This window comes from Saccharothrix sp. DSM 118769 (assembly GCF_052936295.1).
The window spans coordinates 1,842,128-1,860,269 of the sequence record NZ_CP193627.1; the positions used below are offsets into that span (position 1 = coordinate 1,842,128).

Annotated in this window: 15 protein-coding genes; 13 read left to right on the forward strand and 2 right to left on the reverse strand. The window is 68.2% G+C overall.

The features are described from left to right. Nucleotides 1-397 precede the first annotated feature (397 nt). The 3 genes from ACRAKJ_RS08865 (at nucleotide 398) to ACRAKJ_RS08875 (ending at nucleotide 6,505) form a co-directional block, all read left to right on the forward strand. The gene (locus ACRAKJ_RS08865) at nucleotides 398-4,465 is read left to right on the forward strand and encodes an AAA domain-containing protein (protein ID WP_438919927.1); all 4,068 of its coding nucleotides are present in this window, start codon (nucleotides 398-400) and stop codon (nucleotides 4,463-4,465) included. Nucleotides 4,466-4,488: 23 nt separating this feature from the next. Then, nucleotides 4,489-5,328, forward strand: a complete 840-nt coding sequence (locus ACRAKJ_RS08870; protein ID WP_438919928.1) for a hypothetical protein — start codon at nucleotides 4,489-4,491, stop codon at nucleotides 5,326-5,328. A 433-nt stretch (nucleotides 5,329-5,761) separates the two neighbouring features. Further along, complete coding sequence (locus ACRAKJ_RS08875; protein ID WP_438919929.1) at nucleotides 5,762-6,505, forward strand: hypothetical protein; 744 nt, start codon at nucleotides 5,762-5,764, stop codon at nucleotides 6,503-6,505. 33 nt (nucleotides 6,506-6,538) lie between these two features. Here the strand turns inward: ACRAKJ_RS08875 and ACRAKJ_RS08880 are convergent, their stop codons facing one another. Together ACRAKJ_RS08880 and ACRAKJ_RS08885 are read right to left on the reverse strand one after the other, a co-directional pair. Then, nucleotides 6,539-7,417 carry a phosphotransferase gene (locus ACRAKJ_RS08880; RefSeq protein WP_438919930.1) on the reverse strand — a complete coding sequence of 293 codons (879 nt, stop codon included), beginning with the start codon at nucleotides 7,415-7,417 and terminating at the stop codon, nucleotides 6,539-6,541. Next, a complete protein-coding gene (locus ACRAKJ_RS08885) occupies nucleotides 7,414-8,727 on the reverse strand; it encodes an XRE family transcriptional regulator (RefSeq protein WP_438919931.1) in 1,314 nt (437 codons plus the stop codon). The genes ACRAKJ_RS08880 and ACRAKJ_RS08885 overlap by 4 nt, the downstream gene beginning before the upstream one ends. 166 nt (nucleotides 8,728-8,893) lie before the next feature. On the opposite strand from ACRAKJ_RS08885, the gene ACRAKJ_RS08890 reads away from it, so the two are divergent. From ACRAKJ_RS08890 to ACRAKJ_RS08935, 10 genes are all read left to right on the forward strand, one after another. Beyond that, nucleotides 8,894-9,451, forward strand: a complete 558-nt coding sequence (locus ACRAKJ_RS08890) for a DUF4254 domain-containing protein (protein WP_438919932.1) — start codon at nucleotides 8,894-8,896, stop codon at nucleotides 9,449-9,451. 3 nt (nucleotides 9,452-9,454) lie between these two features. Beyond that, complete coding sequence (locus ACRAKJ_RS08895) at nucleotides 9,455-9,754, forward strand: hypothetical protein (RefSeq protein ID WP_438919933.1); 300 nt, start codon at nucleotides 9,455-9,457, stop codon at nucleotides 9,752-9,754. Next, nucleotides 9,747-10,091, forward strand: coding sequence for a hypothetical protein (locus tag ACRAKJ_RS08900; RefSeq protein WP_438919934.1), 345 nt, complete (start codon nucleotides 9,747-9,749; stop codon nucleotides 10,089-10,091). The genes ACRAKJ_RS08895 and ACRAKJ_RS08900 overlap by 8 nt, the downstream gene beginning before the upstream one ends. Nucleotides 10,092-10,192: 101 nt before the next feature. Then, a complete protein-coding gene (gene fxlM / locus ACRAKJ_RS08905) occupies nucleotides 10,193-11,497 on the forward strand; it encodes a methyltransferase, FxLD system (RefSeq protein ID WP_438919935.1) in 1,305 nt (434 codons plus the stop codon). A gap of 5 nt (nucleotides 11,498-11,502) precedes the next feature. Continuing rightward, nucleotides 11,503-11,694 carry an FxLD family lanthipeptide gene (locus ACRAKJ_RS08910; RefSeq protein ID WP_233825285.1) on the forward strand — a complete coding sequence of 64 codons (192 nt, stop codon included), beginning with the start codon at nucleotides 11,503-11,505 and terminating at the stop codon, nucleotides 11,692-11,694. 81 nt (nucleotides 11,695-11,775) lie between these two features. Then, entirely contained in the window at nucleotides 11,776-14,871 is a 3,096-nt protein-coding gene (locus tag ACRAKJ_RS08915; RefSeq protein ID WP_438919936.1) for a lantibiotic dehydratase, read from the forward strand. Beyond that, on the forward strand, nucleotides 14,868-16,046 hold the full coding sequence (locus ACRAKJ_RS08920; protein WP_438919937.1) for a lanthionine synthetase LanC family protein: 1,179 nt from the start codon (nucleotides 14,868-14,870) through the stop codon (nucleotides 16,044-16,046). The genes ACRAKJ_RS08915 and ACRAKJ_RS08920 overlap by 4 nt, the downstream gene beginning before the upstream one ends. A 41-nt stretch (nucleotides 16,047-16,087) precedes the next feature. After that, nucleotides 16,088-16,996 carry a thiopeptide-type bacteriocin biosynthesis protein gene (locus ACRAKJ_RS08925; RefSeq protein WP_447008910.1) on the forward strand — a complete coding sequence of 303 codons (909 nt, stop codon included), beginning with the start codon at nucleotides 16,088-16,090 and terminating at the stop codon, nucleotides 16,994-16,996. Nucleotides 16,997-16,999: 3 nt separating this feature from the next. Continuing rightward, a complete protein-coding gene (locus tag ACRAKJ_RS08930; RefSeq protein ID WP_438919939.1) occupies nucleotides 17,000-17,680 on the forward strand; it encodes a hypothetical protein in 681 nt (226 codons plus the stop codon). Nucleotides 17,681-17,758: 78 nt separating this feature from the next. Further along, nucleotides 17,759-18,136, forward strand: coding sequence for a hypothetical protein (locus ACRAKJ_RS08935; protein WP_438919940.1), 378 nt, complete (start codon nucleotides 17,759-17,761; stop codon nucleotides 18,134-18,136). Nucleotides 18,137-18,142: the final 6 nt, after the last annotated feature.

The window sequence follows — 18,142 nt, forward strand, 5'->3', positions numbered from 1 at the left end:
GACTCCAGTTTCAGGAACCTGACCAATGAATGCACTTTCTGGGATGTCGAAGCGGTTGAGTGCTTGAAGGAAATGGCGTTGAGCGACTTCACCTAGATTGCGGAGGGCGAGGCACTGGGTGGCACCTACCGGTTATTTCGGGTGTGACTGAAGCTTCGCTCCGGCTCTCGGTACTGCTAAAATACGCGAATTCTGTAGTTTCCGCAATTATACGGATTGGGGCATGTTCTTGGATGGTGTGTTCCACTCTGGGTATCGCATCGCCCCGATCGTGCACCTGTAGATGCCCTGAACGGGCGCTGACCTGGCCTGCCCCCTTCGGCATACTGGTCGGCTCGCCAGTGCTCTGCGGGCTCGGTGTTCGCGCCGATCGCAGCGTTCGAAGGGGGAAGGGCAGGTGGCGATAGGTGCCGACCGTGCTCGGATCGATCTCGTAAAAACCAAGGCAGAGTCGTGGGCAGATGACCTGATCGACTTCGGTCCCAACAACACACTGCTGTACTACCGCGACAGCAAAACTTGGAGCCTCGACCTGGCCAAGGCCGCTCCTGAATTCACTGCGCAGCTGCTCTCAGGCCGCAAGACCAGGCTTGACACGTTGGTGGCTTCCGGTGAGGCACACGCGGCCGCCTGCCAGCGCGCGCGCAACCTGCGCCGCAGGATGCTCACTTTCCAGGAGGAGCAGGGCGTCGATGACGTGGGCAAGTTGGCCCACGGCCTCTTCTTGCTGCAGCCGACGTCGACCAAGGGCACGACGCCGGTCAAGCCCCTGCGGGCGCCTCTTGTCCTCCAACCACTCACGATCACACCCCGCACCGCTGCGGAGACGGACTACGTGCTTGAGCTGGTCGGAGCCCCTGAGGTCAACCCGGTGCTGCTGTACGCGCTCAACCGCCAGCACGGCATCGACCTCGACGTCGAGCAGCTCACCGACGAGCTGAACGCCATGATCGAGGCGAACGATGACCGCTCGACGCACGCTGGACTCGTGTACCGGGCGCTGAGTGACCTCGTGTCCGAACACGGACGCACCGCCGAGTTCGAGGAGCGGCTGTTCGCGAGCACCTTCAGCTTCGACAAGTTGCCGATGGTGCGCGAGCTGAAGGACTGTGCCGAGCTCTTGTCATCGCACGACGTCATCGCCGCGACGGCGGGCTACGAACCGGCCAGGCGTCAGCTCCGTGAGACAGCCAGCGGGCACCAACCGGTCGAGCCGGACCAGGTTGTCCTCAGGGACGAGTTCCTCGTCCTCGACGCGGACTCGTCCCAGCAGCGCGCTGTCAACGCGGTGATGGACGGGCAGCACGTCGTGATCCAAGGGCCGCCGGGAACCGGCAAGAGCCAGACGATCGCCAACATCATCACCGCCGCGGCGGCGAGAGGGTGGCGCGTACTGTTCGTCGCGGAGAAGCGAGCCGCGATCGAGGCGGTCACCAACCGCTTGGAGCACGTCGACCTGGGACACCTGGTGTTCGACCTCCACCAGCAGAAGCTCGACAAGCGGCAGGTCGCGCAACAGGTCTCCGAGTCGCTGGACAGAGCGAGCAAAGAGCCGCCCGCAGAGGTCAACGGCCTGCACGAGCGGCTGACCGAAAAACGTGACCACCTGCTCCACCACGACCGGGCCCTGCACGCCGCGATCGAGCCGTGGGGCATCAAGGCGTTCTCCCTCTACGACAACCTCCTCGCCCTGTCACCCAAGAGCAGCAATCCGGTGCGTTTCCGCGGTACCGCTCTGCGCGACCTGCACGGCGACACGGTTCGGCGAGTCGAAGACGACCTCACGAGGTTCATCAACTCGGGTGGACTGCGCTTTCACCGTGGCGAGTCGGCGTGGTCCCAGTCCGACATCCGCACGGATGAGCAGATGCAAGCCATCGTCGTGCAGCTCGACGAGCTGCACGGCAAGACTTGGCCGAAGGCGCAGAACCAGATGCGTCGCCTCATCGGCCAAGTGGGCTTCCAACGCCCTACGGACCTGCCCGGTTGGGAACGGGTCTTGGAGCTGTTGCGCCAGGTTGAGGGCACGTTGACCTTGTTCGAGAAGGACGTGTTCGGCGAAGGGCTCGAGGACTACTGCTTCGCCACGGGTGATCGCAAGTGGCGATCGGCCAATCCACGGGAGCTGAACTGGTGGCGGCGGTACAAGGTCCGCAAGGTGGCCGCAGCGCTCCGTAAGGCCGGGAAGTGCAACCGGCGCACCCTGCACGCGGACCTGAGTGCAGCGCTCGCTCAGCGCAACCGATGGCAGGAGATGGCGGTGGGAGGAGGCGCACCCCAAGAAGTCGTCGGTCTCGCTAAGACACTCGATGAGATTGCCAAGGCCCGCGACCAGTTGGCTGCCGTGGCGATGGGTGCGCAGTTGACCGAACCCGACCAGTGGTCGGAGGAAGAGGTGACAGCGCGCGTCGAGCGGCTTATCGAGGAGCGGGACGTCCTCTTCCAAGTTCCGATGCTGAACCAGCTGACCGATCGACTCGTCGAGATGGGGATGGGCGGTCTTCTCGACGTCCTGGTGGAGCGGAACGCGGACGCCGAACTCGCGCGCACGATGTTCCGCTACTCGTGGTACAGCTCCCTGCTCGACGAGTACCGGGTGCGCATCCCGCACCTGGGGCAGTTCGCGGGGCTGCAGCACTCGCACGTCGTGTCCGAGTTCCGGGAGTTCGACACCTCGCATTTCCAGCTCAACGCCCAGCGCGTGCGCCGGCGCGTCGCCGAGAGGCTGCGTGAAGCACGTGACGCGCACCCGGACCAGAACGACGTGGTCCGTGCCGAGGCGAAGCGCAAGCGGGGCCACATGCCCCTGCGGAAGCTGGTCGCCAAGGCACCGGACGTCTTGCTCGCCGCCCGCCCGTGCTGGGCGATGTCCCCGATCGTGGTCAGCAGGCTCCTGCCCGCGCAGCGGCTGTTCGACCTGGTCGTCTTCGACGAGGCGAGCCAGGTGGAACCGCAGGACTCGATGACTTCCATCATGCGCGGCAAGCAGCTCGTCGTCGCGGGTGACGAGCGTCAACTGCCGCCCAGCGCCTGGTTCCGCACAGCTCTCAGCGGCGGCGATTCGGACAACGACGAGGATGACGAGCAGGCCGATACGCCGCAGGTTCGTGACTTCGAGTCCATCCTCGCCTGCCTGAGCGCCTTCATCCCGAACACCCGGATGCTGGAGTGGCACTACCGAAGCCAGGACGAGAGACTGATCGCCTTCTCCAACAAGGCTTTCTACCAGGGGAAGCTCATCACCTTCCCCGGTTGCCAGACGGTAAGCCCCCTGTCGTTGCACCAAGTCGACGGCAGGGTGGCACCAGGCCGTGACGGATCTGCCGAGGCAGAGGTGGAGAAGGTTGTCGACCTGGTGCTGGCGCACGCCCGCGCCAATCCCGAGGACACCCTTGGTGTCATCACCATGGGTGGCAATCACGCCAAACGCGTCGAACTCGCTCTTCGCCGAGCCACCGCCGCTCACGACGAGCTGGCTGAGTTCAACGGACGCATGCAGGGCGCGGGGCGTCGCCTGTTCGTCAAGAGCATCGAACAAGTCCAAGGTGACGAGCGCGATGCGATCATCTTCAGCCTCGGTGCCGCCAAGGCGATCAACGGTCGACTCCACATGACCGCCTTCGGCCCGCTCAACCGGCAAGGAGGAGAACGGCGCCTCAACGTGGCGATCACACGTGCGCGGAAGCGGGTGGACATCGTCGCTTCGTTCTCCCCGCTCGACATGTCCACGACCGGGATCAGCGTCGGAGCGGACCTGCTGCGCCAGTACCTGGAGTTCGCGGACAACGGGGGATCGCTGGGCCTCGTCGGTGCGCAGGGCAAGCAGGAGATGAACGGCTTCGAGCGGAGCATCCATGACTCCTTGGTCGATGCCGGCGTTCCGGTGACCCCGCAGTGGGGTGTGGCCGGTTACCGGATCGACTTCGCGTTGGGGCACAGTGACCAGCCCGGCCGGATGGTGCTGGCCGTTGAAGCGGATGGCGACACCTACCACCAGTTGGGCAGCGCTCGTGACCGTGACAGGCTCCGACAGGAGCACCTGGAACGCCTCGGCTGGCGGTTCCACCGCGTGTGGGCGAGTGAGTGGTTCCGCGATCGGGCCACGCAGACCGCGATGATCGTGGAGAGCTGGGAGAAGGCCATGCTCGACGCGGAACGCGACATCGCTCCTTCTCCTGCGACGACCGCGCCCCCGCAGAAGCCGCACCAGCCCGTCATCGAACGCGGTCCTCGCCCAGGGTTCCTTTCGGAGCCGCGACGGTCGAAGATCGACGACTACTCCGACCGCGAGTTGGTCGAGCTGTGCTTGTGGCTGCTCACCGACCGGTTGCTGGCCGATCGCGACGCCCGCATCGACCAAGCCATTGACGAGATCGGTTTCCGCAAGCGCACGACCAAGATGCAACAGCGCATCGGCAACGCCCTGGTGCGCGCTCAGCAGCTCGTTGACGGACAGGGAGCATGATGTTTCCGCTAGACCCCAAGACTGTGGAGCGGCTCGCCCGGATCGTGGTCGACCAGGGTGGTCCGTACGAGCGCACGGGACGCGAAGTTGAAGCACTCCTCCGCAACGCCGGCTGGATCGACCCGCCTGACTACGACGGCTCGTCGAAGGTCAGCTGGCTGGTCGACGCCCTGACCGAACGAGAGAACGCGCGAACCGACATCGAGCGGTTCCTGTGCCGACTGTGTGATCCCATCGAGTATGTGGACGGCAGGACGGGAGCCGAAGACGTCCGCCGATCGATCAATGAGGTGCTTGAGCTGGAGAGGCTGGAAGTCAACTACGTCGGTGGTCGACCGGTGGTGGGAGAGCTGGGAAGCAACGGCACGGCCAAGGTGGTGCTCCACGTTGAAGACGTGGAGCAACGGCTGCGCAAGCTGATCCGTGAGGAGAAGCTGGTCCAGATGTTGGTTTCGCGAGTAAGAGAGAGTCAGTTCGCGGAGGCCAGCGGCTCGTACCTCCTCGCGCTCTTCGGCATCGGCAGCTTCGTTGAAGGGTTGCTCTACTCGGTGCTGACCGGCCACTACCCCGAGTTGGTGCGAGAAGGGTTCACCGGTCGGAACGGCAAGATCAGGGCCGACCGTGCAGGTCTCGAACTGCTCCTCGACACCGCTCATGATCGAGGCCTGGTGCAGCTCGACGCGAAGGACTTCATGCGTCCCGTAAGGGAATTCCGCAACTACATCCACCCGCGAAAGCAGTTCGAGACCGACTTCACCCCGGACGCCGACACAGTCGCCATGTGCTGGCCGCCGGTGCAGGCACTGTTGAACGACCTCGACAAGCTGGTGGTCTCCCAAGGCGCGGACGAGGTAACCGTGTAGTTGGCGGCGTTGGTCCAGTCGTAGACGTGCCGCCTCCCCGGTGTGGGCAGGCGGCACGTGGACTGCCTTCACCCAGGCAGTCCGAGACTTCGCCAGCACTGTGTGGGACGGGCGCATCCCGCTTGTCCCCACAGTGCTGCGATCCTCGGCGCAGGTCAGTGTGCGGAGGTCGAACGCCGACGCCGCACGGTCAGTCGAATGAACAGGGAGCGTCGTCATAGGCATCCAAGAACAGGCCAAGTACGCAGGAACACCCCTGTCTAGGTTCCTCGATGATCGCCTGCCGCACCGCGCCCCGGTACTCGGGCAGTGGACCAAGGTATTGGCATCTGCAGCCCGGAACGACATCCCAGCACCGCGTCATGGACGAGATAGTGCGGGGTGGGCACTGGAACTGCGCATCGGTCTCGACTTGGCCAGTACACCACCACGGTTGCAGGAATTGTCCTATCTTTCGGCCGACCGTTGCACGGCGCTGCTCACCGCGGTCGGGTTCGAGCACGCTCCAGTCGGCACCCTGCCTGCCAACGGTACTGCGGATCCAGTGCTGCGCCACTGGAAACGTGCCCGCCGTCCGACGGACTCGGCCGAGGACCAGAGTGCTGCTTTCTTGGACTGCCTGGCCCTGGACTCCTTCAGGCAACCCATGCACCGCTGGGGGACCAGGCGCACAGTGGACGAGCGTCGCTCCCTGTTCGCCAGCATGGCGACCGAAGTGGACGACTCCGATGGCAACACCGAGCTCCTCGATGCACTGAAGCACTGCTGGACTCTTTACCTGGAGCGTGGCCGCCAAGCCCTGCAGGAGCTGGGGGAGCAGGTGGTCGTCGCACCAGAACTGGCGGGCGGGTATGGCGTGGTCGACTTGGTGATCGGACGAACCCTGGTCGATGTGAAGCTCGCCGTTGAACCCACCGACGAAGACGTAGCTGCGTGGCTGCGGCAGCTACTCGGCTACGTGCTGCTCGACCGGTTCGACACCTTCCACTTGGACGCGATAGCGGTCTACTGCGGCTGGCACGGGGAACTGCTCACCTGGCCGCTGCCCGCCTTGCTGAGCTCTGCCACCTCAGGACCTGCACCGAGTCTCGACAGCCTGCGCGCTGACTTCTACGAGGTGCTCCACGACGAACTGGGCAGTTACGCTGCCTGGAAGGAACGTGAGCGCTACTCCTGATCGAGCTGTGGGTAGGTTCTCCGGTTCAGCCGCTCAGAGCGCTGGGGTCCACGCCCAGGGCCGCAGCACCTGACCTCGTAGGCAATCGGTGCGCAAGGCGGCCTCCTCACGTGCCACGGGGTGTTCCGCTGCGCGTTGGGCGACGTACAGCGCCATGCGCAGTTCGCGGATGTCGCGGAGCAGGTCGAAGCCGGCCCATGCGGTGACGTCGTGGCCGTAGCGGTCGCAGAAGTCCCGGTAGTCCTCTGCGGTGATCCAGCCGAAGCTGGTGTGCTTGATGGCGGTGCTGACGAGGTCCCATTCGGGTGGGCCGACGGAGCAGCGTTCGAGGTCGAGCAGCACCACCTGGCCGTCGTCGGTGGCCACCACGTTGCCGACCCAGGCGTCGCCGTGCACGACGCAGCGCGGCAGGCCGGGAGGCAGGGTGGCGTAGCGGGTCTGGAGCGACGCCAGGTGCTCGCGGAGCCAGGTCCGGTCTTCGTCGGTGAGCGTGGTGGCCGCGTCGATGCGCTCGGCGAGCCGGACGAACGGGTCAAGGTCGCCGATGGGCAGGTCGGTGGGGACGGGGAGGTCGTGGAGTCGGCGGATCGCCGTGGCGACCTCGGCGGGAGTGCCGTGTCGGTGGGGAGGGAGCTCCTCCCAGAAGGTCACGGCCCTGCCCGCCGCCTGCACCAGCTGGACGACGTCCTTCAACGCCCGGACGGCCGGGATCTCGTGCTCGGCAAGCCACTGCGCGATGCGGACCTCACGAGTGGCGGCGGCGAGCTGGCCGGGCCGGGCGATGCGGGCCACGACGCCGCCGGGCAGACGGAACAAGGCGTTCTCGCCCAGCCGGATCGGCTCGGCGTCGGTGTGGTCGAGGCCGACCTCTACACAGGCGGCGGCCAGCACGGCCGAATGGTCATCGCTCACCGTGCCACCACCAGGGTCGTGATGCGGTGCCGCAGGGCCTCCACGGCGGGGATGGCCCGGTGTCGTTGGCCGTAGCGAGCCAGCTCGCGCAGGTCGTCCACGGCGCGGTTGGAGCGGATGGTCCCGGCGGCGTCCAGTGCCGCTGAGCCGATCACCGCGGCCTCGCGCGGGTCGCCAGTGGCCATCGTCAGCGAGGCCAGCTTGATCTGCGACATCGTGCGTGACCGGGCGTAGGCGGCGGTGTGTCCGGCGACCGCCGTGGAGAACCGTGTCGTGGCTTCTGCGGGGGAGCGGCCCTGGACGGCCAGGTCGAACAAGGCGTGGCCGGTGTCGCCCGCATGTTGGGCGCCGTCGTAGTAGCCCATCCACGACGCGTCGTTGGCCGGGTTGCGGTGGGCGAAGTGATCATCGGCGATGCCGACCGCGATCAGCGTTTCCCGGACGCGGCCCATCTTCGCCAAGGCTCGGGCGTGGGCGGTGTGCAGCATCGCCCGCTCGGTCGCCGTGAGCCGGTCGGAGCGGACCAAAGCGTGTTCGGTCAGCGTCAGGCCCTCGTCGGGCTTGCCGACCCAGATCGCCTGCCGGGCCATCGAAGACAGGATCTTGGCTCGCAGGTGCCAGTCCTGCGCCTCCTCGGCGCAGGCCAAGCCGAACTGGAACACGCGGCGGGCGTCATCGTGGGCGTAGGCGTCGAAGGCCATGAAGGCGCAGGTATGGGCGAGATAGCCCACGGCGCTGTGGAGAGGGCCGCGCAGTCTGGCTGGGTAGCTGGCTTCCAGCAGATCGGCGGAGAACCGGAGTTGGGCAAGGACGGCTTCGCGGGCCAGGCCACCGCCGTAGGTGTGGTCCCACCCGGCGAACACGCGTGCCGCGGTGTGGATCTGGTCGATCTCGGTCTGCCCGATGCGGGCGGGAGCCGCAGTCGGCTGGGTGCCCTCCAGCAGGGCGGCGACCGGGGCGAGCGCGAGGGTGCCGACGCCGAGGGCGGCGGTGCGCAGGAATTGCTTTCGGTCCACGGTTGCCAGCTTTACCACCGTGCGGCGGCGGTTGCTGAAGCCGAGCGCGGCGTCGCTGGAAGCACCCAGGGTGACGCGCAGTGCCTCGCGGTACAGCGCTCCGGGCCAACGGATGTCGCCGCGTTCGAGCTTGCCCAGGTAGTTGGCGTCGAGCTCTACCTTCCGCTCGTAATGACGCCAGATGTAGGCGTTGACCAGGTCGGCAAGCTCTTGCCGGGACAGGCACTCGCCGGGCTGTGTGGGCGAGGCGGTGCGTTCCCGCGCCTGCCGCAGCTGATCGTTTGCCGTGGGCACTGGTCCGGCCTCCCATGGGTGTGACCAGGGCCATCGTGACACGCAACGTGACGAAACGGGTACTGCTCCGCGAATGGGGAGGATTGCAACCCTCCCCGAATCCTCCCCTTGACATCCCCGGTTCCTGGTGTCCGCAGCAATGCGGATCGCGGGCACGGTTGGTGGCATGACGGAGACCGCGCTTGAGCAGGGTGGAACGGCGAACACCGCCGCAACCGGCGTCATCCCGCGTGCGTCGCTGGTGGTTCGCTCCTTCAGCAGTCCTCATGAGGTCAACGGCCTGCACCCGGTGCTGGCCTTGGCGGCAGACCTGGGTACCGAGAATGGGACACGCGCCGAGGCCCAGCAGATCATCAGCGACCCGCGCGGCGACGACCACGTGGCCGCGGCGGCCCTCCGTGCGATTCACGACCACGATGTCACCCGATCGGTGCTGGTCGAGCGGATTGACGCCTGGGCGGGAAGGCAGTTCGGCGAATCCAGCGCGCGGCTGCTGCACACCGAGAGCCTGGGGCATTTGGTTGACCGCCTGGCCGCGGCGTGGGTCCGGTCCCGGCTGCTGGCCGAGGACGACAACCCGGCCGCGCGTGATCCGGCGAAGCTCGCGCTGCACCGGCTGGGAGAGCTGTGCATCGGCTACGACGACCTGGTGACCGACCTGCTGGGCGGCCGTCGCCGACTGCCGATCTACCAGGCGCTCACCGACCACGACGTGGCGGCATGAGACGTGGACGGGACACGCGATGTCGTCGCCGTCGTCGTGGCAGTCGACAGCCCCGTCGGCCGCGTCGCGACGGCCATCGACGAACTCACCACCCACCTGCCCTCCACTGGTCAACAGCTCTTCTGCCCGATCTGCTCCGCTCGGTCGTGGCCGTGTCCCCCATTCCACGACGCGGCGCACCTGGTGATCGCCGCCGGAGTCCGGCTCGCCGACCTGGTGCCGGTCGACCTCCACTCGCGGCTGTGGCCACCAGCCACCACGAAGCAACAGCCCTGGCCCACCGAGGAGGTCTCGAATGGCTGAAGCACCGCTCACGGCCATGCACAAGGCCGTGTTCGACCACCTCGACTACCTCGACGCCCTGGTCGGCGAGGGCGACCTCCGATGCCGTGCGGCGTTGGCCGACTCCGAGATCGCCCGTCTTACCGCCGCATGGCGCGCTTTGCTCGACCAGCACGCACTCGACGGGCGCGGCCGCTGTCGGCAGTGCTCCGGCCAGTTCCGTGCACGGAGATCACCGTGCACGGTGTGGACCACCGCCCACCAGCACCTGGTCACCGACGGCCCTCCCACGGCCGCGACCGGTCGGCACGCGGCAGCCGATCGGCGGTCGTCCGTCGCCGTGCTGGGGGCCTCCTGACCGGACGGACGCGCCGCCCCCGACGCGGCGCGTTCCTCCGGTCGCATGACCTCGTCCGCGAGCCGCACTTGCGCAGCAGAACCCTCTGAAAAGGTGACCAGGTGAACACACCGCGAGACCACAACACCGGCCCGTCCACCGACTCCGACAGGGCGACCGAGATCCGCAACGCCCTGACGGACAAGCTCCTCTCGGACGGCATGATCACCTCACCGGTCGTGGAGCGGGCATTCCGCACGGTGCCTCGGCACCTGTTCGTCCCCGAAGGCACGCCCCTGGAGGTGGCCTACAACGCCGCCGACTCGGTGGCTATCAAGACCGACCAGGACGGCGTGATCATCTCCTCGACCAGCGCGCCATTCATCCAGGCGCGGATGATCGAGCAGGCCGGGCTCGGGCCCGACATGAGCGTGTTGGAGATCGGATCCGGGGGCTACAACGCCGCGCTGCTGGCCGAGGTCGTCGGTCCGCGCGGGCGTGTCGTCAGCGTGGACATCGACCCCGAGGTGACCGATCGGGCCTGCGTCCTGCTGGACGCCACCGGATACGGCAGCCGGGTCACGGTTGTCCAGGCCGACGCCGAGAACCCTGTGCCCGAACTGCACGAACCGGTCGACGCGATCCTCGTGACGGTCGGGGCGTGGGACCTCTCGCCGACCTGGCTTGACCAGTTGTCCGAGAACGGCGCGATCGTCGTCCCGCTGCGGATGAACGGCATCACCCGCTCGATCGCGTTCCGCCGCGAAGGTGACCACCTGGTGAGCACCTCGGCTGAGGTGTGCGGATTCGTCCCGATGCAGGGATCGGGCGCGCACGACGAGCGAATCTTCCTGCTCCCCGACGCGCACGGCCACAACCTCAAGCTCCGCTTCGACGGCGACGTGCCGCAGGACATGAGCCTCCTGGACGGTGTCCTGGCCACGGAGCGCACCGAGGTCTGGTCTGGCGTCACGGTCAAGCACGGCGTGTCGTTCGCCGACCTGCACCTGTGGTTCGCCGGCTTCCTGCCCGGCTTCTGCAAGCTGGCCGTGGACGAGGGCACCGACCTGGCCGCCGAACGCAAGAGCTGGTTCCCCTTCGGGGTCGTGCGCGGCGACTCCTTCGCCTACCTGGCGGTGCGCCCGGCGCTGGACGGCGCAGGGGTCGAGTTCGGGGCGCGGGCCTACGGAACACACGGCGAGACCGCCGCCACCGCGATGGTCGAACAGATCCAGGCGTGGGACCGCCAGTCCCGTGACGTGGCACCCACGTTCGCCTACTGGCCGACCGGTAGTGACCGCACCCGGATCGACGAGGGCGCGGCGGTGCTGGAGAAGACACACGGCCTGGTCACGATCTCCTGGCCGCAGGCGGCGAACACCGCAGCCGGCCCGGATGCCCTGCACAACCCCGAAGATGAGGAGTGAACCCGATGTCGCCAACGCTGACCGTCGACAGCCCGGACCTTGAGGATTCCGCCGTCGACGACGCGGAGTTCGAGCTCGACATGCGCGTCGTGGAGAGCACCACCCAGCTCGTGATCATGATGTGCGACACGAGCGACGGCTGCGGCAACACCTGCGGCACCAGCGCGTGCAGCACCGGCTCCAACGACCCGTTCTGACCCAGCCCTCTGCCGTCGGCGCCCGAACCCTCGGGCGCCGACGGCGGCGGCCAGCCGACCGGGCGAGGAGAGCCGATCACCATGACCGTGTCCACCCGCTACCGGCACACCAGCCTCGTCCTGGTCCGTGCCACCACAGACCCCGGCGACCTCGACCCTCCGACGCACCTGGACCTGTCCGACCCCGCCGCGGTCGAGCAGGAGGGCCGGGCATGGTTGACGAAGGTGTGGGCGCGCCGAGAGGTACGCGAGGCGCTGCACCTGGCCAGCCCGGTGCTCTGTGCCCGCCTCGACCAACTCCTCGACACGGGTGCCGGGCCACAGCCGGTGAAGGAGCTGCGCCGCGCCATCGTCTCCGTGGCGTCCTACCTACTGCGCTGGCAGCGGCGCGCGACCCCATTCGGACTGTTCGCCGGAATCACCGCCGCCGCCATCGGACCCGCAAAGGCCGAGGTGGGCGGTGGGCACCGGGCCGTGCTACGCGCGGACGCCGAGTGGGTTACAACGCTGATCGACCGGCTCGAACGGCATCCTGGCCTGCGCCCGCGGCTGACGGTCATGGCCGACAACGCGAGGATCGTGCGCGACGGCCGCGTCATCGTGCACCGCCGGGCTGAGGTCGGTGCCTCCACCCCAGGACCGCTGCGGGAGTCCTCGGTACGGCTCATCCGGCCCGTGCAGTTCGCGCTGACCGCAGCAGGCTCGCCGATTCAGTTCGACGCGCTCGCCGCCGAGATGACCGCCCGGTTCCCGTCCGCCTCCCCGGACAAGATCCATGCACTACTGCACGGCCTGGTCGACGGCGGCCTGTTGATCACAAGCCTTCGCCCTCCGATGACGACCGTTGACGCCTTGTCCCACCTGGTCCGCGCGCTACGTGCGGCCGGTGGAGAGGACCTGCCCGACGTTGCCGGGCTGATGCGTGAACTCGACGGGATCAGTGCCCACCTTGCTGATCACAACAGCACCACTGACCGTGTGCGGGCCACCGGGATCCGGACGGCCCTCGGTACGCAGATGACCGCCTTGGTCCCCGACACCAGTCACGTGTTCGCCGCCGACGTGCGGCTGGGTGCGAGGATCACCGTCCCCGAGCGGGTGCTGATCGAGGCGACGGTCGCCGCCGGTGTTCTGCTGCGGATGAGCACTCAGCCGTTCGGTTCGGCGGCCTGGTTGGACTACCACGCCCGGTTCCGTGCTCGCTACGGTCCCGGTGCGCTGGTGCCGGTGCGGGAGTTGATTGCCGACTCTGGGCTCGGCTACCCGGCCGGGTACCTCGGTGCGCCACGTGCCAGGCCTGCTTGGCGGATGCTGACCGAACGCGACGCCGCCCTCATGGCGTTGGTTCAGCAGGCCACGGTGGACGGTGCCGAGGAGATCACGCTGACCGACACGGACATCGAGGCGTTGACCGTCGGGGAGCACGCCGACATCATCGCGCCGCAGCGTGTCGAGCTCGGTGTCGCGGTGTACGCCGCCTCGACCCAGGCGATCGACCGAGACGATTTCCAACTTCGGGTTACGGCCGCACCGCGCATCCCCACCAGCATGGCCGCACGGTTCGCCCACCTGCTCGACGACGCCGACCGCGCACGACTGGCCTCTACCTACGCCGCGGAAGCCGAGACCGCGGCGCAGGATGAGACGATCGCCGTGCAGTTGTCGTTTCCGCCACGCCGCCCGCACAACGAGAACGTGGTGCGCGTCCAGCCGCTACTCCCGGACGTCGTACCACTCTCGGAATATCCCGACCCGGCACACCCGCATCTCGGCGTGATCAGCGTGGACGACCTGGCGGTCACAGCCGACGCCGACCAGATGTACCTGGTCCAGCGCTCCACCGGCCGACGGGTGATCCCCCGGATTCCGCACGCCCTGGACACCACCGTCCAGAGTCCGCCACTGGCCCGGTTCCTCGCTGAGGTCGCCGACGCGCGCAACGCGGTATTCCGAGGATTCGATCTCGGCGCCGCCCGCACTCTGCCCTACGTGCCCCGCATCCGGTATCGGCGCACGGTGCTCTCCGCTGCCCGCTGGACCCTCAGCGATTCAGACTTATCCGGCTGGCAGAAGGACTCGCTGCGTTCCTGGCGGCAGCGGTGGCGGGTACCGGCACGAGTCGTGTTGTGCCACGGTGAGCTGCGCCTGCCGCTCGACCTCGATCAGGAGTTGGACCGCGCCTTACTTCGGGCTCAGGTGGAGCGGGCTGAGCGGATCGAGTTGCAAGAAGACGGCCCGCCCGACGGCCAGGGCTGGATCGGGCGTCCGGCGGAGTTGTTGATCCCGATGATCGCGACCACCCCGGTCTCACGGCCGCTTCCGGCAACTGCGGCACCCGGTGCGGTCCTTCGACCGGGTGGCTCCGCCATCGTGCACGCGCAGTTGGTGGGCAACCCCGCGCGGTTCGACGAGATCCTCACCGGCCACCTGCCCGCGTTCGTCGACAGCCTCGACGGTCTGGTCGGGCCGTGGTGGGTACGACGGCACCGCGACATGATCCGACCCGAATCCGATCAGCACCTGGCCGTGTTGCTGCGCCTGACCAACCCCGAACAGTACGGGCTGGTCGCCGCCAGGGTGGCCGCCTTTGCGGCCGACCTGCACGCGCGGGGTCTTCCGTGCCAGCTCACCCTCGCCGCCCACCCGCAGCATCTCGCTCGCTACGGCGAAGGCCCGGCGCTGGCCGCCGCCGAGGACATGTTCACCGCCGACACCGCGGCCGCCATCGCACAGATCACGACCGCCCAGGCATCCGGGATTCCCGCCCAGGCACTGGCCGCCGCGTCGATGGCACACCTGGCCGCGTCCTTCGCCCCCGACCCGCAGACCGGGTACCGGGCGCTCGTCGGATGCCTGCGCAGGGAACACGGCCCGCTGGACCGGACATTGCGCGACCACGCGCTCGATCTGACCGACCCTGACGACGGATATCGAGCCGTCCGCGCCCTGCCCGGCGGTGAGGCGGTCGCTGCGGCCTGGACTGCCCGCGACACCACGCTGACAACCTACCACCATGCGCTCACGCAGCAACAACGGGATCCGGGCACCGTGCTGCGCACACTGCTGCACGAGCACCACGTCCGTGCCGTCGGCGTCGATCCGACGTTCGAGAAGGAGACCGGCCGACTCGCCCGCGGCGCCGCGCTGCGCCGCCTCGCCCTGGCCGGTGCCCGATGAACTCCGACCCCGGCGCGGTCACGCTCACCGCCGACGAAGCGGCCGGTCAATCCCTGGCCCGAGGCGCGGCCGGGACGGCGCTGCTGCACATCGAGCGAGCCTGGACCGGCTCCGGAAGCTGGGAGACCGCCCGGTCCCACATCCGGCAAGCGACGTGCGGGCCGATCGACGCCGCCGAACACGCTGGTCTGTACTACGGGGCACCGGCGATCGCGTTCGTGCTGCACACCGCCTCTGACAGGCATTCTCGCTACCGCGCGGCCTGCGAGGTACTGGACGAGCACGTGCTGCGCCTGGCTCATCGGCGTCTGGCGACCGCTGCGGGCAGGATCGAGCGCGGCGAGGCCACCACGTTCGCCGAGTTCGACCTCTTCTACGGGCTGACCGGAATCGGTGCGTTGCTGGTGCGCCACAACCCCGGAAGCGACGTCCTCGCCGGGATCCTGCGGTATGTGGTCGCACTGACCGGGCCGCGTCACCAAGACGGCGTCGCACTGCCGGGGTGGTGGGTGGCCCATGACCCGGACGAGATCCTGCCGACCCCCGGCGGGCACGCGAACTTCGGGATGGCGCACGGCGCGGCCGGGCTGCTTGCCCTGCTCGCCGTCGCCACCACCCACGGCTGCGTGGTCGACGGCCAACACGAGGCGATCGCCGTCCTGAACGGCTGGTTCGACCGGTGGCGGCAGGACTCGGCGGACGGACCGTGGTGGCCGCAGTGGATCACCCGCGAGGAACTGCGCACCGGCCGTCCCGCCCAACCCGGACCGGGCCGACCGTCCTGGTGCTACGGCACGGTCGGCATCGCCCGCGCTCAACAACTCGCCGCCATCGCCACCGACGACCCGCGACGCCAGGACGCCGCTGAGGACGCCTTAGCCGCGAGTCTGACCGATACGCAGCTCGACCGGATCACCGAACCGGGCCTGTGCCACGGCATCGCCGGGGTCTATCAGACCGCCTACCGGGCCGCCCGCGACGCGCGGAACCCCGCCATCGGCCAACGCCTCTCCGTACTGGCCACCAGGCTCGCCCGGCACGCCCGATCGCTCGACGACCAGGCGGACGAGGGCGGACTGCTGACCGGAGGCGCCGGAGTGGGACTGGCGCTGGAAACCACCCAATACGCCGAGCCACCGCACACGGGATGGGACGCATGTCTGCTGATCACCTGACCACCACGTCGCCACACGAACTCGCCGCCAGTGTGCTCGCCGTGCTCGCGGGCACCGACCTGAAGACCGTTGCGGCGAACAGCGGCTTGGACCGCGCCGATCTCGACGAAGCCGTGTACGTCTACCAGGCGGCGGGTCTCGCGGCGCTGGAACGACATGCAGAACACGACTGGTACCAGGTGCGCGTCGAGTTCCCCGACTGGTCCACTGCCGAGGCCGTAGGTGCGGCGCAACTCGGGCCGCTCCTGGATCACCTCCAAGCCGCTGGGGCGGTGGGCGGGTGGTGGTTTCTGCGCAAACATCCCTGCTGGCGGCTGCGTCTGCACGGTGCGGACACCGCGGCTGTCGACCACGTGCTCGACGAGCTGACCGCGGCCGGGGTCATCGTGCGGTGGTGGCCGACGGTGTACGAGCCGGAGACCGCCGCCTTCGGCGGCCTCGCCGGGATGGATGCCGCCCACGACCTGTTCTGCGCCGACACGCGCGGCGTGCTCGACTACCTGCGCCACGAGGACCCCGGCTTCGGCCGCCGCGAACTGTCGATCCTGCTGCTCAGCGGTCTCCTGCGCGCCGCCGGCCTTGACGTGTTCGAGTGCGGCGACGTCTTCGACAGGGTCGCCCGACTCCGGCCCGCACCCGCCGATGCGGACGCCGCACGGATCGAGCAACTGGCGGCCCACGTGCGCGTCCTGCTGTCGATCCACGACCTGCCGACCAGCGAGCTGTTCACCTCCGGTGGAGCGGTCGAGCACGCGGCGCCCTGGCTCGCCGCGTTCCAGAACGCCGGCCGCCGGCTCGGCGACGCCGCCGCACGAGGACGCCTGGACCGCGGAGCCCGCGCGATCCTCACCCACGTACTGATCTTCCACTGGAACCGGTTCGGCCTGTCGGCTGGCAGCCAGGGCATCCTCGCCCGCGCGGCGACCGCGGCCCTGCTGCCCCGGAGCTGACCCATGAACCCCACGACGCTCGCCGCCGCCCGCCGCTTCCCGCTCCTCGGCAGGCCCCGCCCCGCCTGCCCCTCGCTCGCGGACCGAGTCCAGGAGATCGCCGACATCGCCCACGCAGCAGGACAACAGGGCACCGACAGCCTGGCCGAAGGGGCGCACGCCCTGAACAAGGCCGCTTTGATCGCCAGTGACTGTGGCGTGCCGAGCCTGGCCCGCGACCTGTGCTGGCAGCACATCGACATCTACCGTGCCGCTGACCGCCCGCTCACCGTGCTCCAGGCCAGGTACATGCTCGAACCCGTTCTCAACCTCGCCCGACTCCAGATCCGCGCCAGCGACGGAGAACAGGCGCTGCACCTGCTGACGGTGATGTACCGCGCCGTCATGTCCAATGCAGACCTGGTCGTCGACGGGCAGACCTTGCCGCTGACCGACCTCATTGGCACCCGCCAGGAGCACCACAAGCTGCGCGAATGGGTGTGGCTGCACCTCGTCGGGGACGGAATCCGCGCGCTGACCCTCGCCGGACGCTGGGACGATGCGGTCGCCCACGCGCAAGCCCACCGAGGAGTCGGGCTGCACCTCATGGAGGGACGGCAGGCCACGATCGTGGCCCACTTCCTGAAGGGAGCAAGTGCAGAGGCCAATGCGGCGCTGGCGGAAAGCACGCCAGTGCAGCCGTGAGAACTCCAGGTCGCCTCCTGCCTGAAGGTGATGTGCACCGGCACGGCTGGTGTGTCCGCACGCCGAGACATCTCCACGATGATCGGGCACTTCGTCGGGCAAGAGCCGATGCCCGGCTACGCGGCCTTCCGCGCCCAGCTCGGGCTGACCGTGACCACACTCGCCAGCGCCACCGATCCCGAGGCAGCCGACGCCGTCTTTGCCCAGGTGGCCGACGAAGTGATCAAGACTGGCGACGGATACGCCACCCGCGACGTGCTCCGATACCGCGACACACAGACGAACTTGACCAATGAGCAACGTGAAGCGCTCTCCGACCTGCTGATTTCCTCTAGCTTGGGAACCGGAACGCTGCCGGTGCATCTGTTGAGGTCCATGCTCGACTCGACGCAGGCCGCAGCCAAGGTGATGCATACGTCGCTACTGCAGCAGGAGCATCCAGACATACGAGCGTGACCGCCG